Origin of the sequence: Kosakonia sp. SMBL-WEM22 (genome assembly GCF_014490785.1) — a bacterium.
In the GTDB taxonomy this organism is placed as follows: Bacteria; Pseudomonadota; Gammaproteobacteria; order Enterobacterales; family Enterobacteriaceae; genus Kosakonia.
Genome location: NZ_CP051489.1, coordinates 106,534 through 121,650, shown reverse-complemented (window position 1 = coordinate 121,650; position 15,117 = coordinate 106,534). Strand labels below are relative to the sequence as shown.

The 15,117-nt window shown below is 59.0% G+C and carries 20 protein-coding genes; all 20 read left to right on the top strand.

Annotation, left to right across the window (positions count from 1 at the left end; genetic code table 11):
• Positions 1 to 11 precede the first annotated feature (11 nt).
• The 20 genes from traK (at position 12) to HF650_RS24725 (ending at position 15,089) form a co-directional block, all read left to right on the top strand.
• A complete protein-coding gene (traK, locus tag HF650_RS24820) occupies positions 12 to 752 on the top strand; it encodes a type-F conjugative transfer system secretin TraK (protein ID WP_187802853.1) in 741 nt (246 codons plus the stop codon).
• Positions 749 to 2,167, top strand: coding sequence for an F-type conjugal transfer pilus assembly protein TraB (traB, locus tag HF650_RS24815; RefSeq protein ID WP_187802852.1), 1,419 nt, complete (start codon positions 749 to 751; stop codon positions 2,165 to 2,167). Before traK ends, traB begins: the two co-directional genes overlap by 4 nt.
• A gap of 10 nt (positions 2,168 to 2,177) precedes the next feature.
• Positions 2,178 to 2,618, top strand: coding sequence for a hypothetical protein (locus HF650_RS24810; protein WP_187802851.1), 441 nt, complete (start codon positions 2,178 to 2,180; stop codon positions 2,616 to 2,618).
• A complete protein-coding gene (locus HF650_RS24805) occupies positions 2,615 to 2,785 on the top strand; it encodes a hypothetical protein (protein WP_187802850.1) in 171 nt (56 codons plus the stop codon). The genes HF650_RS24810 and HF650_RS24805 overlap by 4 nt, the downstream gene beginning before the upstream one ends.
• Positions 2,782 to 3,174 (top strand): hypothetical protein, encoded by a 393-nt coding sequence (locus tag HF650_RS24800; protein WP_187802849.1) that lies wholly within the window; start codon positions 2,782 to 2,784, stop codon positions 3,172 to 3,174. Before HF650_RS24805 ends, HF650_RS24800 begins: the two co-directional genes overlap by 4 nt.
• Before the next feature lie 32 nt (positions 3,175 to 3,206).
• Positions 3,207 to 3,752, top strand: a complete 546-nt coding sequence (gene traV / locus HF650_RS24795; protein ID WP_187802848.1) for a type IV conjugative transfer system lipoprotein TraV — start codon at positions 3,207 to 3,209, stop codon at positions 3,750 to 3,752.
• Positions 3,749 to 3,913, top strand: coding sequence for a hypothetical protein (locus HF650_RS24790; protein WP_187802847.1), 165 nt, complete (start codon positions 3,749 to 3,751; stop codon positions 3,911 to 3,913). Before traV ends, HF650_RS24790 begins: the two co-directional genes overlap by 4 nt.
• A gap of 2 nt (positions 3,914 to 3,915) precedes the next feature.
• Positions 3,916 to 6,558 (top strand): type IV secretion system protein TraC, encoded by a 2,643-nt coding sequence (traC, locus tag HF650_RS24785; protein WP_187802846.1) that lies wholly within the window; start codon positions 3,916 to 3,918, stop codon positions 6,556 to 6,558.
• Entirely contained in the window at positions 6,540 to 6,977 is a 438-nt protein-coding gene (trbI, locus tag HF650_RS24780) for a type-F conjugative transfer system protein TrbI (RefSeq protein ID WP_187802845.1), read from the top strand. Before traC ends, trbI begins: the two co-directional genes overlap by 19 nt.
• Positions 6,974 to 7,609 carry a type-F conjugative transfer system protein TraW gene (gene traW, locus HF650_RS24775; protein WP_187802844.1) on the top strand — a complete coding sequence of 212 codons (636 nt, stop codon included), beginning with the start codon at positions 6,974 to 6,976 and terminating at the stop codon, positions 7,607 to 7,609. Before trbI ends, traW begins: the two co-directional genes overlap by 4 nt.
• Before the next feature lie 425 nt (positions 7,610 to 8,034).
• Positions 8,035 to 8,283: a hypothetical protein gene (locus HF650_RS24770; protein ID WP_187802843.1), complete on the top strand. Its 249-nt coding sequence runs from the start codon at positions 8,035 to 8,037 to the stop codon at positions 8,281 to 8,283.
• The gene (locus HF650_RS24765; RefSeq protein ID WP_187802842.1) at positions 8,280 to 9,353 is read left to right on the top strand and encodes a hypothetical protein; all 1,074 of its coding nucleotides are present in this window, start codon (positions 8,280 to 8,282) and stop codon (positions 9,351 to 9,353) included. Before HF650_RS24770 ends, HF650_RS24765 begins: the two co-directional genes overlap by 4 nt.
• A gap of 12 nt (positions 9,354 to 9,365) precedes the next feature.
• Complete coding sequence (locus HF650_RS24760; protein ID WP_094419028.1) at positions 9,366 to 9,578, top strand: hypothetical protein; 213 nt, start codon at positions 9,366 to 9,368, stop codon at positions 9,576 to 9,578.
• Positions 9,579 to 9,640: 62 nt separating this feature from the next.
• Positions 9,641 to 9,988, top strand: a complete 348-nt coding sequence (locus HF650_RS24755) for a hypothetical protein (protein WP_187802841.1) — start codon at positions 9,641 to 9,643, stop codon at positions 9,986 to 9,988.
• Positions 9,973 to 10,971: a conjugal transfer pilus assembly protein TraU gene (traU, locus tag HF650_RS24750; protein ID WP_187802840.1), complete on the top strand. Its 999-nt coding sequence runs from the start codon at positions 9,973 to 9,975 to the stop codon at positions 10,969 to 10,971. Before HF650_RS24755 ends, traU begins: the two co-directional genes overlap by 16 nt.
• Before the next feature lie 8 nt (positions 10,972 to 10,979).
• Positions 10,980 to 11,588 carry a type-F conjugative transfer system pilin assembly protein TrbC gene (gene trbC / locus HF650_RS24745; protein WP_187802839.1) on the top strand — a complete coding sequence of 203 codons (609 nt, stop codon included), beginning with the start codon at positions 10,980 to 10,982 and terminating at the stop codon, positions 11,586 to 11,588.
• Complete coding sequence (gene traN / locus HF650_RS24740; RefSeq protein ID WP_187802838.1) at positions 11,585 to 13,426, top strand: type-F conjugative transfer system mating-pair stabilization protein TraN; 1,842 nt, start codon at positions 11,585 to 11,587, stop codon at positions 13,424 to 13,426. The genes trbC and traN overlap by 4 nt, the downstream gene beginning before the upstream one ends.
• On the top strand, positions 13,423 to 14,205 hold the full coding sequence (gene traF / locus HF650_RS24735) for a type-F conjugative transfer system pilin assembly protein TraF (protein ID WP_187802837.1): 783 nt from the start codon (positions 13,423 to 13,425) through the stop codon (positions 14,203 to 14,205). Before traN ends, traF begins: the two co-directional genes overlap by 4 nt.
• Positions 14,206 to 14,215: 10 nt before the next feature.
• The gene (locus HF650_RS24730; RefSeq protein WP_187802836.1) at positions 14,216 to 14,599 is read left to right on the top strand and encodes a hypothetical protein; all 384 of its coding nucleotides are present in this window, start codon (positions 14,216 to 14,218) and stop codon (positions 14,597 to 14,599) included.
• 22 nt (positions 14,600 to 14,621) lie between these two features.
• Positions 14,622 to 15,089: a hypothetical protein gene (locus HF650_RS24725; protein WP_187802835.1), complete on the top strand. Its 468-nt coding sequence runs from the start codon at positions 14,622 to 14,624 to the stop codon at positions 15,087 to 15,089.
• Positions 15,090 to 15,117: the final 28 nt, after the last annotated feature.

The window sequence follows — 15,117 nt, the reverse complement described above, 5'->3', positions numbered from 1 at the left end:
CAGGACTGCCCATGAAAAAGCGTTTTTCACCGGCAGCTGCTGCTGTGTTAATGGCAACGGTAATGTTCACAGGCGGCCTTCGGGCCGCCACCGGACCCGTCGCCATACCGTTTGAGAATGACGCATCATTCAGCGTTAATCTCAGTAACACCAACCCCAACAAAATCATCATTGACGGGGAACTGGTGACCAGCATCAGCGGGCCTACAGGTGCCTACGACCAGGACCACACTGCCGATGGCGCATTACTGCTCTCGCCACTCGTCGGTCAGAATTTCACGGTATTCATCCAGACTGCCGGCGGTGCGGCGCTGAGCCTCAACGTCACACCGAAACCCGGCACAGGCAGGACACTGCACTTCACCCCGCTCACCGCACCGAAAGTCGCCAGTGAGGATGCTAAAGCGTGGGAAGAAGGGCAGAGCTACGAAAAAACGCTCGTCAGCCTCTCCCGTACCATCGCCCTCGGTGATGTGCCGGAAGGATATAAAGCGTTACCCGTCAGCCGCATGCCGGCCTATAACCCGGCCGTCACCGTCAGGCTGACCCCGGAGCGCCAGTTCACCGGCTCCCACCTGCGCGTTGTGCGGTTTCGCATGACAAACCCCGGCGTGGTCACCACGCAGCTGCGCGAGCGAGACTTCTGGCGCAAGGGCGTCCGGGCCGTGATGCTGTCGCAGAACCAGCTTTACGCGAACGGGGAAGGGTATGTGTGGGTGGTGTTCTCTTATGACGGAGAGCCGCGCGCATGAACCTGAATGTGAAAACCCGCCGCACACAGCTCGCCATACTCATCGGCGTCCTGGCCGCTGCAGGCGTCACCACTGCCCTGGTGCTGACCTTCGGCACCGAAGATAACAAAGCACAGCAGGCGCAGAACGCGCCCGCGCCCAACATGACCGGCGTCGTCACCGCCACCTTTGACGAGCAGGTCAACCAGTCTGCGATGGCACAGCAGCAGGCCAGAACGTCTGCGCTCGAAGCGCAGCTGGCCCAGCTCGCGCAGTCATTCGAGCAGAGCAAAACCACTTTCAGCCAGCAGCTGCAGAAGAAGGACGCTGAAATCCAGCGCCTGAGCGAGCAGATGCAGACGAAGCCGGGTGCCACCGGCAGCAACGAACAACCCTCCGGACAGCAGACACCTCCTGCTGCCGCAGACGGCACACCACTGCCGGGTCCCGTTGCTGCCGGTCAGGCCAGACTCCCCCAGTACACTGTAACCCCTGCGACAGGCACACCGGCCGCCACCGGTCCTGCCAGTACCCAGGGTGCCGGATTCTATCCGGGCGGCAGTGGTAATCGCATGAGCGGGGGAATGCAGAAAACCTCATTTAATTATGAAAGCCTGAAAAAGAAAGCCACAAAGCTGCCCTGGATATCGTCCGGCTCCTTCTCGGAAGCCGTGCTGATTGAAGGTGTTGACGCCAACGCCAGTGTCACCGGCCAGCAGGACTCCAGACCCGTGACCATCCGCCTGCTGGGCAAAACCACCATGCCGAACAACAAGCAATTTGACCTGAACGGCTGTTTTATCGTGGGCGAGGCCTGGGGGGATATCTCCAGTGAGCGCGGTAACGTGCGGACACGCTCCATCGCCTGCAACCTGAAAAACGGTAAGGATATCGACATGGAATTCGAAGGCCATGTCAGCTGGCAGGGCAAGTATGGCATCAAGGGCACACCCGTCATGCGTAACGGCAAGATTATCGGGTATGCCGGCGCGGCCGGATTCCTGTCAGGGATTGGCGAGGGCGTTAAATCAGCTGCCACGCCATCTGTCGGACTGGGGGCAACCGCGAACGTCAGCGCCGGGGATGTGTTAGGGCAGGGGCTGGGCGGCGGGGGCAGCAAAGCGGCTGAAACGCTGAGCCAGTACTGGATTAAGCGCGCGGAGCAGTATCACCCCATCATCGATATCGGGGCGGGTAATGCGGTCACCGTGGTGTTCCAGAAGGGCTTCCAGCTCGAAACCCGTCAGGATATGGAAGAAGCGAAAGTCCTGGCCGAAGCACAGAAAGCCGGCCAGACCGCACAGAATGCCGTCACCGGAAACACTGCCCAGGCTGTCCCGGCGTCCTCAACCTCCACGACATCTGTCGGCAACATCGATCCGGATGAAGTCATGCGGCAGGCGCGTGGCCTGAAAATGGGTGACACCATTAACTGAGGCTGAAAGCATGAATGATGACTACAACATCACGATTCTTCGCAAGACTGGCAGTGATATTCAGAAATGGGAGCGCAACGCCTTTACACCCCGCCAGGTGAGTTTTTATGTGGTGCTCTTTGTGCTTGTCATGGCATCCGCAGCGGGGGCTAATCATCTGCCTGTGTTTGTAGGGGGGGGGGTGGGGACAGTGGCAGGCGTCATGTTCCTTATTCCAGGATGGCGGAATGATAACTGGCCACGGGCGATACGCCGGCGACTGTCACAGTACCGGCCCCGTAACAAGGCAGCCTGGCAGCACTTTCAGGAGAACATCGAACGTAAATGGCGCATGGACCCGGTCGACCTGCGGACCTGGTATGAAAGCGAATGCATGACCGTCTTTCACCCGGAAAAAACAACGCCGCAGACTCAGGCGAATACGCCGGATAAGGCAGAGCAGCTGCCATGAACCGTTATGCAATGCACACCCTCATGCTCGTTACGCTGGCGCTGCTCGCCTCCCTGGTGCTGATGGTCAGCGCGACTAAAAGCGAGGCTGCTCAGACTGACTTCATAACACCGCTGCAGTGCAGTTCCTGCAGTCTCAATCCGCCGGAGGGGTATTTCTCATCATGAGCTTCATCAAAAAAGCCGGCTTCGCCATGCAGTGGCTCTGGATACCGTTACTGATTTACCCGGCCGCCCTGAAGGTATACGCCATTTTGATACCCAAAGGCCTGACAGGTTTTGACTGGTCACTCTGGCGGGTCGCGCTGGTCCTTTCGGTTCTGAACCTGGTGTGTATGGCAGTGCATCTCAGCGACAGAAAAAGGCATTTATCCGTCATGACGGTAATGGGGTTAGGCCTTACCTGGCTTGCCTTTGCTGCTTTCTGGCTCATTAAACTTTACTCAGACTGGACTTTTTCCTGGCCACCCTCTGACTGGTTCCTGAAGGCGTTTCTCAGTACCTGTGCGCTCCCGCTTTGTTATGGTGTCGCGCACGTAATCACGCCTCGCAACTGACATCTCTTTTCCTTTTTTAACCGGAGTCATCCATGCATAAATTAGTGGGTGCTGCACTGCTGTGCAGCGCACTGACCGGCTGCGCCGGTATGAATTCAGATTTCGACTGTAATGCCACTGCCACCGATAAATGCCTGACCACCGCTGAGGCCAATGCCCTGGCCGCGAAGGGGAAAAGCATTAACGACATCGGTCAGGACGCTGCCGTAAAAAAGCCTGCGGGTGAAACCCTGCCGGCACTGCGTAACACGGCACCGGCGGTCAGTTCTTCCCGCCCCGTTTCTGTCGCAGCAACCGGTGTCATCGCCCCGCGCCCGATCGCCACCGTATCGTCACCGGTGCGCAGCACCCTGACCGGCCAGACTGCACCGACCACACCGTATGTGTCGCCGGCGAGCTCTGTCAGCGGCGCAGGGCGTGTGACGGCGCAGCGTGTTCCGGACGCCACACAGCGTCTGTGGATTGCCCCGTGGGTTGACACCGACGACAACTTTCATCAGCCCGCCGTCGTGGAGTTTGTGAAAAACAAATCTCACTGGGATGAGGGGTTCCGCGTTATCGGGGAGGGCGATGAATGAGCCGCAAATCAGCCCGGCGTGGCTGCCGGACCGGCAACGTTATCTGCACCGGGAAACCGGCTGCCGGTAAAAGCTTCCTGCTGTATGACACCCTTGTTGCGAAAGGCCTGGTGCAGCCAGGCGATATCGCAGCCCGCCTGCACCAGAATGAAAGGAATTAATAATGTCTGACTTTGTTGAAAGCATGATGGATTTGCTGAAAAAGGGCGGCCAGAAAGATGGCTCCGCGACGGCGAAAGCCAACCTGCAGCAGACCTGGGATTATCCCTCCCTGACCGCAGCCCTGCCGTGGCGTTATTACGATGATGCCAACGACATGTTTATCAATGCCGGCTCAGCGGGTTTTATCGTTGAGGCGGCCCCTCTGCCGGGCGCGAATGAGCAGGTGGTCGCCGCGCTGGATGACATGCTGCGTAAGAAGCTCCCGCGCAAAACGCCGGTGACCGTCATCATGGTCGCCAGCAAGTGTGTCGGGGAGCGTATCTCGCGCGGCGTCAGCGCCGACATGTGGAAAGGCCCGATGGCCGCACATCTCAACCGCATTACCCGCGCATTCTGGGAAAAATCAGCGGTGGAGGGACTGGCCAATGAACGGGAGTATCCGCTTTACCTGCGAAATTACCGCTTATTTATTGTGTACGGCCGTAAGGCTCGTCACTTCACCCCGAAAATAACGGATGAACTCAAGCAGATCCGCAATACCATCCGCGTGTCACTGAACGCCGCGCGTATCGACTCGGTGAACACCACAGCAAACGACTTCCTCTCGCTCATGCGTGAACTTGTTAACTACCGTTCAGGACAGGTCATGCCTGCCGGTGATGAGTGGAACACCGAGGAGGAGATGAACCGTCAGGTGGTCGATCAGGGTATCGATATCAAGGTCCGCCCGTCACATATCAGTCTTGCGCTACCTGAAACCATCATTGAAAAGCAGATGCGGGATAACGACGGTAACGCAACGGAAGTCCGGCAGACGCGCGTGGCGGCCTCATCGTGTCGCGTGGTGAACATGCAGCTGACCAAAAACCCGACGCGTTTTGCACTCTGGCAGGGCGCTGACAACCTTCAGAACCTGCGCTTTCCTGACCTCGGCATCCCCTGTCCCTTCATGCTGACCTGGACCGTTGAGCTGGAAGAGCAGACCCGGAGCCAGGGCGAGGCGCTGCGCAAGAATATGGATCTCGGCAAAAAAGCCAGCTCGGCCTACGCCATGCTGTTTCCGGGGGTGAAAAAACAGGCGGAAGAATGGCGGAAAATGCAGATGGAGCTGGGCACCAATGAGGTGTCCCTGTGCCGGTACTATTTTAACCTCACCCTGTTCACGCCGGATAATGACGCAGATGCGCTGTCCTGCGAGCTGGCCGCCATTAACGTCTTCCGTAAAAATGAGCTGGAGCTGACCACTATCCAGTATCAGCAGATGCGTAACTGGCTGGCATCCATGCCGTTCATGATGCAGGAAGGGATGTGGGAAGACCTGAAAGCCACCGGTGCCACACTGCGCGCCAAGAGCTGGAATGCCGTCAACCTGATGCCGGTGGTGGGTGAACGTCATCTGTCACGGCGCGGCATGCCGCTGCCGACCTACCGCAACCAGACTGCTTTCTTCGACATGTTTGATGAGGCGAACGGCAGCACCAACTCCAATATTGCGGTGACCGGCACGTCCGGGGCGGGAAAATCGTTTTTCGTTCAGGGGGTACTGCGTGATGTCCTGAATGCCGGCGGGTTTGCCTGGGTCATCGACATGGGCGACAGCTACAAAAACTACTGTAAGCAGGCCGGGGGCGTCTACCTCGACGGGGCCGAACTGCGCTTTAACCCATTTGCCAACATCCGTGATATCAGGGTTTCAGCTGAGGGGATTGTACGGCTTCTTGCCGTACTGGCCAGCCCGACAGAGGCGCTGGACGGCGTATGTGAAGCCATCCTGCAGAAAGCCGTGACCGAGGCATGGGAGAGTAAAGGGAACAGGGCGCGCATTGATGACGTCCATGCCTATCTCACCAGCCCGGAGGTCAACAACGGGTTTCAGGACCGGCCAACGATTGTGGCCCGTCTTGCCGAGCTGGCCCTGTTGCTGGAAGCCTACTGCAGCTGGGGTTCATACGGTGAATACTTCAACGCAGAGAAGCCGACACTCGACGAAGATACGCGCTTCGCCGTGCTGGAGATGCTCAGTCTGGAAAACAAACCGAAGCTGCTCAGTGCCGTCCTGTTCTCGCTCATTCTGGCGATTCAGGAAAAGATGTATCACAGCCCGCGTAACATCAAAAAAGTGGCCATCATCGATGAGGCCTGGCGACTGCTCGGGGGCTCTAACCCGCACGCTGCCACCTTTATTGAGACCGGCTACCGTACCGTGCGTCGTCACCGTGGCGCATTCATCACCATCACCCAGGGTATCAAGGACTTTACCGCCAGTAAGCAGGCGGAAGCGGCCTGGAACAACAGTTCCACCAAAATCACCCTCCTGCAGGATGCAAAGGCCTTCAAACAGTATCTGGCGGAATATCCCGATCAGTTCACTGAAATCGAAAAAGAGGTCATCAAGTACTTCCAGCCCGCCATCGACACCGGCTACAGCTCGCTGTTGATCACGATCGGCGAGCGCAGCTCGTTTCATCGCCTGTTTGTCGACCCGGTCACGCGCGCCATGTTCAGTTCGCGTGGCGAGGACTTCGCGTTCATGCAGGAAGAGCAGAAAAAAGGGGCCAGTTCCGAAGAGGCAGCATACCGGCTGGCAGGCATCAAATATGGTCAGGAACTGGCGGAGCTTGAGGAATGGGTGAAAAAAGCTTGAGTGATAACAAACCTTATGACGCGGAGGTGGTGCGTGACGGTGTGACGCTGGCGGGCAGTATGGCGTCGCGCTGGCCGAAGCTTCTGGCGTGCGGCGCGGGCGCGCTGCTGATTGTGACCGGCATTGCCTGGGGCGTGGCCAGACTGGTGACCCCGCAGGTCGTGACGTTCGACATGAAGGGCACGATGGACATCTTCATCCAGCAGTCTGCGCAGCAGAAACTCGATGAGGTGCGGGCGAAAGCCCTGGTCAGTCGTTTCAACCAGGCCATGATCGACAGCCTGGCCGCGTGGCAGCAGAAGCATAACGCGGTGATTCTGGTGCAGCCGGCCGTGGTGAGTGTGCAGCCTGACATCACCACGGCCATCCGCAACGATATCGCAGCGCGGATGCAGTCGCCTGCCGGGGAGGTGAAATGAACCTGACCCGCTGTCTGGCCGGGATACTCCTGGCGGGCATCACGGCCGGTGCCGGGGCAAAAGACCTCGGCACCTGGGGGAATGTGTTTGAGCCGCAGGAGCAGGACATGCTGGTTTTTATCCAGAAGCGCCTGCAGTCGATGGAGCAGAGCGGTGAGCTGAACCAGCTGCGCAACGAGGCGGTTGAGCGCGTTAAGCGTAACGCCGTCAGGCCGCCGCCCGTTGCCGGCCTGACGCCTGCCGAAAAGTACCGCGCTTTCAGTTATGACCCCACCTTCACCGTCAACGAAACCATCACCGATATGCAGGGCAACATCATTGCCCGCAAGGGCGATCAGGTGAATCCGCTCGACCGGGTGCCTTACAGCCAGACGCTCTACTTTCTCGACGGCGACAACCGCGACCAGGTGGCCTGGATGAAGCAGCAGCTGACCGGCGCGACGGATTTCAAAATCATCCTGGTGAAGGGAAACATCAAAGAAACCAGCGATGCCCTGAACGAGCGCATCTACTTCGATCAGGCCGGTGTCCTGACAACGAAATTCGGGTTTGAGCACACCCCGGTGCGTATCACGCGTGACGGTCAGGTTCTGAAGATTGAAGAAATACGTTTACCGGAGGTGAGTCAATGAATGGCACTTATTTTCTTATAGCTTACACAGTGTTGTTGACACCACTGCAGGTATGGCTCATTGCCCGTATGGTCAGGGAAGAGGACCGGCGGCTGTCGATATGTGCCTCAGTGATTACGTTTCTTATCCAGTGTGTTGCTATTGCGATTCTCTGGAAAGACATCACAGCAAAACCCGTTCTCTTTGTATTTTCATATATGTTTTGTCAGACACAGGTCATTTTCCAGATGAATACAGCGAGGGGATGGGGACCAGAAGATGTGTCCAGGCGTCCGCACCCTGCACTGTTCTCCGTCGTTAAGAATTCTCTGGTGTACGTCGTACCCTGGTGGCTTATGACCGGTTTAATGTTCAGACAGCTACCCTGGTAACCAAAAATCCAGCGCTCCTGTAAGCCCTCTTTTATTTCTGCCCGTGGTGACAACATGAATGTAACTCACTCGAACAGCAGTACCGGTCCGGTACCTGCCAGGCCGCTGCGTGTCAGCGGCAATCAACTGAAAGAGATTTACCCCGAACTTGATGGCTGGGCCAGTCATCTCGTGACCAAAGCCTTTGTGGGCTGGCAGCGCGCCACCGGCGTGATCGTTAAGGAGGCAGAGAAGCGCGATGAGCGGTTCACCGACTTTCTGATCAACGCCTTTCTCGATAAACAGCGGGAGAGCCGCGCATGAAACCCATACTCATTGCCTTACTGTTCCTGCTGATGTTGGGTGTGGGCTTACCCGCGAGCGGAGTCCAGGTCTTTAACCGTTGGGCGCTGCTTATGCTTGCCTGCCTGTTCCTGTTGCTGGGCCTCATGATTTACATGAGTCGCCAGCGCTCAGGAAAAGAAAAGGCCTGGCGCTACGGCACCCCTGTTGAAGAGACGAAAAACGAGACGCTGACCGATCTCAGCACGGCCATTTATCTCTGGCAGGAAGGCGGGCTCAGTTCGATGCTCCGGATGCTGGAAAGTCTGGAGCGCGCGCTTGATGACGCCGGTTATGCACTGACGAGTGAGACCGGGCAGCTGCCCGGCATACTGGCAATGCGATCCATGCCATTCACGGACCGGCAGCAGATTGCCGCCGCCCTTATCCGTGCCAGGGAACAATACTGGGCACCGAAGCAGACAGCGGAAATGGTGGAGGACGCGGTCCGGCAGAGTCAGAAAACCGGCTACGGCGAGATAATGCTGAAAGATCTGCTCGAAAGCCTGCGCAAGCGTGGCTGGCGCTTACAGCGGATTGCGACACCGGAAAAAACCGCTGCGCCGATGTTCTGGCAGCTGATTCTGGACGTGGAGGCCGACGAAGGCGTGCCGTATGCCAGTATCTCCCGGGCGCTGGGCCGTATCGGCAGCACCTGGCGGGAAGACCGCTCCCTCTTTTCAGTGGAGCAGCAGACGGTCACCGGCGGGTTTGAGCACAGTGGTATCGCCGGCAATGACGCCTCACCCGTCCGGTGGTCCGCCACTACCCGGCTCTGTACAAAAGGCGCGGGCTTCTTCCCGCAGACCGGCATGATGGCGCTGCCCCCGGCGCTGCAGGAGATAAAGGACGCCGAGCCTGTTCCTGGACATTTTGTTGCCCGGATCATCGTCCAGGGGACGGCTCAGGATGACCGGGGCACTATGGCGAACCTGCTGCAGAAGGCGATTTTTAAAATGAACTGCGGGAGCGCGGAGGACGTTGAAGTTAACGGTGATGCCGGTTACGGATTCACGGCGCACGTTCCTGAAACCATGTACAAAACAGCCTGAAAAGGTGGACCCATGCTTAAAGACCCTGAACGGAGCGGGGCACACAGATTGATCATCTCTTCCGTCAGACATAACGCGGATTCCGATGCCTGCCTGAAAGAGATCCTCGGCGAAAACCCGCTCTACAAAACCTCTGTAGTCATCCGTGCCGCCATTGTGGGGCTGCGCCGGATGGACAAGACCGCGCGTGAGCAGCTGATTATCGAAGCCGCGCCCAACGACTGATTTCCCCATTTATCCGCCCTCCCGCCGACCGGTGGCCGTGGCATACCCCGCTGAGGCATAACATGAACCTTCCTGAATCTGTCGGGCCGGTGCCGGTTGTCCGCACACCTGACGGCTACTGGTGCCACCCCGCACTGACTGCATTTTACCGTGACCGGGACTGTGTCCCGCAGGCTGAATATGACCACTGGCTGGCGGACAACGGCCTGGAAGACACGCTGGTCTGTCTGGATACTGACGAAGACACGCCGGCGGCGCAGGCCTATGCCCGCAACGCCGATATTTCATACTGGACGCCGCCCGTACCGCCCGGCGAGGGCTGGTTTACCGGCGCGATATTCGACGACGAGGATTACGGTCCCGCCTGTATCTGGCTGCGCCGGCGGGAGGTGCCATGCGACGCAGGCTGAGGGCGGTTTTCTTTCTGCTCGGTATTGTCCTGGCCGGTACGGCACTGCCCGTGTCGTCCGCCAGCAATGCCGGGGAAGGACGCTGGGTGAACCCCATCACGGACGTGTGCTGGAAGTGTCTTTTTCCCATGACGCTCGGCAACATCAAACTGGCCTCCGGGCCACAGCCTGACACCAGTAACCCGTCCAGTCCGCTGCAGATATGCCCGGTCGGGGTGCTTTACCGCGTCGGGCTGGCCATTGGCTTCTGGGAGCCGATGGCCATGACGGACGTGACCCGCGAGCCGGGCGTGATGGTCAATATGGGCGGATTTAAAATCGATCTGGGGCGGACCGGGACCGGGACGGCCGGACAGAGCGACAGACCCGCTGCCGGCGCGTTCTACCATGTTCACTGGTACAAATACCCGCTGATATGGTGGCTGAATATCATCACCAGTATCGGCTGCCTGCAGACCGGGGACATGGATATCGCCTACCTCTCCGAGGTCGATCCCCTCTGGAATGACAGTACGCTCTCGATGCTGATTAACCCGGAGGCCGCGCTCTTCGGTAACCTGGTGGCACAGGCCGCCTGTTCGGCAGATGCCGCTGCCGCGTCCGCCGGCCTGCCGCTGTCGCCGCTGTTCTGGTGCGCCGGGGCGCAGGGGTCGATGTATCCCCTGACCGGGTATACCACCGGGGAATTTTCACCCCTGGAGACGTCAGTTCTGGTGACCGAGCGCATGGCGTTCAAAATGCACCGGGAAGGGCTGGTCTGGAACTCGATCGGTGCCAACAACGCCGTCTGTAACCAGTACCCGTCCCCCATTATTCCCAAAGAGCGCTGGCGCTATCAGATGGTGAACATGCTGCCGGAGGCGTCAAACTGCCACCCGTTCGGGGCCAGTACGCAGCTCTGGGGCACGTCCCACAACTCCCCGTCGTCGAAGAAAAACTTCGGTTATCTCCTCTGGCGTAAACGTAACTGCGTCTTTCTCTGAGGTCTTCCATGAAAAATACTCTTTTCCGGGCGCTGCTTGCCGGCAGCCTGGTGCTCTGCCATTGCGCCGAAGCCAGTGAGCAGGCTGACGTTTCCGCCCGTGACCGGGCGTGGATGAAACAGCAGCAGGATAATTTACAGGCTTTCAAAGACACGCTGTCCGGGCAGACGGTGACGCTGCCGGCGCAGCAGCAGGACCTGATGTCGCGTCTTCAGCAGGGGATCGCGGCAGAACATCCTGACGGTGAGAAAAAGACCTTTCCGGCCATTTACTTTGTCAGCCTGGGGCTGCCGCGCGAAGGCCTGGTGCCGATGCTGAAGGATGCTCACCGCCTGAACATTCCGGCCACCCTGCGCGGGCTTCGCAACAACGATTTCCGCCAGACCGCGGCGGCCATGTTTGAGCTGGCCAGAGAGGACAAGGACATCGGCGTTCAGATAGATCCGACGCTGTACAGCGACTATCACATCACCGCCGTGCCGGCGCTGGTCGTCACCTGTCCGGGGCATTACGACGTCATTCGCGGCAGTCTCCCGCTGCAGCAGGCCCTGGAGAAGGTGGCGTCTGACGGCGACTGTGCCGCCACGGCACGCCAGCTGCTGGAGGCCGCCCGATGAAACCGGTCATTTTTCTTCTGGCGCTGCTTGCCAGTGGCCTGGTCCGTGCGGATGCGAATCAGGATGCATGGAGTGCCGGGGCCGGCTTTGGTAAGGGACAGGCCCCACAGGGCACCTCGTCCCTGAAAAATCCCGGCACGGTGCAGGGCAGCATTCCGGGCTATACCGCCAGCCCGCCCGAAACGGGGTACTACGGCGGCGTGTCAGGCGGCGACGGTGGCCTGAACAGTAAAGGCCAGCAGGCGCTGCAGAACAGCGGGGCCGGGCAGGCCGTCATCGAAGCCGGCACGAAAAACCCGCTGCCGGTGATTGACCCGAAAGCCCCCTACATCACCGCCGGCAAGAACGCGGAAGGCGCTGCCGACAATATCGTCAACGGCACCGGTAATCCGCAGCAGTGTCAGCCGGGCACGGTCACGAAATCCGTGTTCGACAAATACACCTGCGAGCGGGATGTGTGGGTTAACCAGAGCTGTAAACGCAGCGCGACCGTTGAGGTGGATGGCAGCGGCACCACCTGGGAAACGAAAACGGTGGAGTACGAAATGAGTCAGCAGCCGGTGCAGGAGATCAACGGCATGAATATCGTCACCATTGTACCGACCGTCAGCGGCGAGATTGTCCGCGCCACGTACACCTGGTCAGACCGGTTAGGGAACAAGCCGCGCTTTTACATGAACATCTCTGTCCTGGGGGCGGAAATTCCCTGGCACAACAAGGGCAGCGCGCAGGATGTGGCGTTCACCCCGGTTCCTGCCACGCTGACGGCCGGCGTGGCATTCACCTCAAAACATCAGCACAGCATTCACTCCGGGTCAGGCAGCCAGACCTTCAAGAACCGGCATGTGCAGCTGAAAATTTCCCTGGTCATCCGGGTGAAAAAAACCAGCAGCGTACCGAAAGTGGTCTGGCGTGAAACCTGCGGATTCGACAAAAACGGTGCCGTCCCGGTTTCCAGCGTCTGCACCGTGCCCGGCGGTAACCGCCCTGTGGTGATAGACGGCGAGACGCAGCAGGTTTACAGCGACTGCTGGGAGTATGAAGACCAGTACCTGCAGAAAACCGGCTCAAACGGCACCTGCGCTTCGCTGATGAATAACCCCGCCTGCACCGTCACAGGAACGCAGTGCCAGACCGCCACCGGCGCTTACTGTGAGCATGAGGTGGTGAACTACGAGTGCCAGCGCAACTTCTCCTCCACCGGGCTTATCTGCGGCGGGACGTACTTCTGCCAGTCCGGGAACTGCAGTGACACCGATGGCGCGGGTGACAGCGGGTTTGATACTGCCGTGGCGAAACTGGCCGGTCTCGCCTCCGCCGCCGCCGATGTGAAGGACGATCAGATAAATGTCAAAGCCTTCACCGGTAAGGCGATGAGCTGTCGTAAGGCGTTTGCGGGCTTCTCCAACTGCTGTAAGGACAGCGGCTGGGGACAGGATGCCGGGCTGTCCGCCTGTAATGACGATGAGCTGGCGCTGGGGAAAGCAAAAGCGAAGAAAATCACCGTCAGCGTGGGCGAACGCTGTGACCATGAAGTCCTCGGCCAGTGCGTGCAGAAAAGCAAAGTGTACTGCGTCTTTGACGGCAAGCTGGCGCGCATCATTCAGGAGCAGGGGCGACGCGATCAGCTGGGTGTCAGTTTCGGCAGCGGCAGCAGCCCCGACTGCGGCGGCATCACCGTTCCCCAGCTGCAGGGTATCGATTTTGACCGTATCAACTTCGCTGACTTCTACGAGGACCTGATGGCTAACCAGAAAGTCCCCAACTCGTCGGTGATGGTGCAGCAGGTGAAAGACCGCATCGCCGCGCAGGTGAAACAGACAGGAGGTACAAAATGATGCGCCGCAGTATTTCCCTGCTGCTGATGCTGATGGTACTCCCGGCATTCGCCGAAGAGATTGTCACGCCGGCACCGCCGTTCACGGGCTGGTCCTGGTACAACGAGCCGAAAAAAGCCCCCGCGCCGCCGCCGGTTCAGCCCCCGCCTCAGAAGCCGCGCGTGCCGGACCTGAGCAAAATGACGGCGCAGGAGCAGGCGAAGGTGCTGCGTCAGTACACAATGGAGGCGCTTAACCGCGCCATCCTGTACCCGACGCGGGAGAACACGGCCACGTACCTCAAGTGGCAGAAGTTCTGGACCGACCGCAGCAGCATGTTCAGTCAGTCGTTTGCCGCCGCGCAGCTGACGCACCCGGAGCTGGACTACAACCTGGAGTACCCGCACTACAACAGCATGGCACCGCTGGTACAGTCCCGCGATCAGGCGCAGCGTCAGGAGGCGATTGCGAAGATGGGGCAGCAGTACGGGCTGTTTTACTTCTACCGGGGCAGTGACCCGATCGATGCGCAGATGGCCGGTGTGGTGGCCGATTTTGCGAAGATTAACCATCTGTCCCTTATTCCGGTCTCGGTTGACGGGCAGGTGGCACCGTCGCTTCCGGACAGTCGCCCGGACAACGGGCAGATACAGGCCATGCGTATCTCGCACTTCCCGGCACTGTTTCTGGTTGACCCGCGCAGCCGCAACTTCCAGCCGCTGGTCTACGGCTTCATGACCCAGGATGACCTGGCGAAGCGCTTCCTGAATGTGTCCACCGGCTTTAAACCCAACTTCTGAGGAGTCTCCCGTGAATAAAATCCGGATCGCCGGAAACGTGTTGTCGGGGCTTCAGGCGGTGTTTTTCTGCTTTATCACTGCCCCCGGCATCTTACTGCTGGCACTGGTGCTGTCCGTTCCGTCGCCGTCGGCGTTTTTCGTCAGCGCGGCGAGAACGTTCAGCGAGACAGTGCCCGTGACACCCGCACAGCCTGTCAGCCACGACTGCGCGGTGGTGCCGCTGGATGACCCCTGGCCGCGACCGTGTCTGCAGCGCGTCACGCCTGAGTCAGATTTCATCCTGAAGGGCGATCGGTTCCTGGTGAAATTTTACCTGCTTATCGCGCTACTGAATTTTCCCGTGTGGTGCCTGTTAAACATGCCTTCATCTGCTAACCGGCGTGAAGGTCACTGACCCTTTCTTCTGAGGATTACCCATGAGTACATACCGTGCTGCCCGGAGCCTGCGCGCCTGCTGGCGTGCTGCCTGGTTCAGTTTAGTCACCGCGCCGTCACTGGTTCTGTTCCTCCTTTTTATGCTGCTTACGTTCAATAACTCTGTTACCGGTACGTTTCTGGATGCCGCCCGCGATCTGGTCGTGGACGCCCCGCCCGGAAAAATATGGGGTTGTGCGCCGCCCCTCAGCACGCCCGTTGAAACGGTTATGCCACAGGGGAACGGTATCGCTGCAGCGCCGCCGGTCAGGTGTGAGCGCGCGGCCGTTGATGCCATTGCCTGGCAGAAAAATGTGGATCGTCTGATACGCAATTTGTATGTGACCGTTGCGTTTGCCGGCGCGTTTTTCTGGTGGTTTTTGGGCAGTAAGCCTGGCGTTCCGGAGGCCGCTGAGTGGGCAGGCCGGAAGGTGAAATCATTGCGTAAGACTTTGCAGGAGAAGGAATAGCACCATGAAACCATTGTCCCTCTGAGAT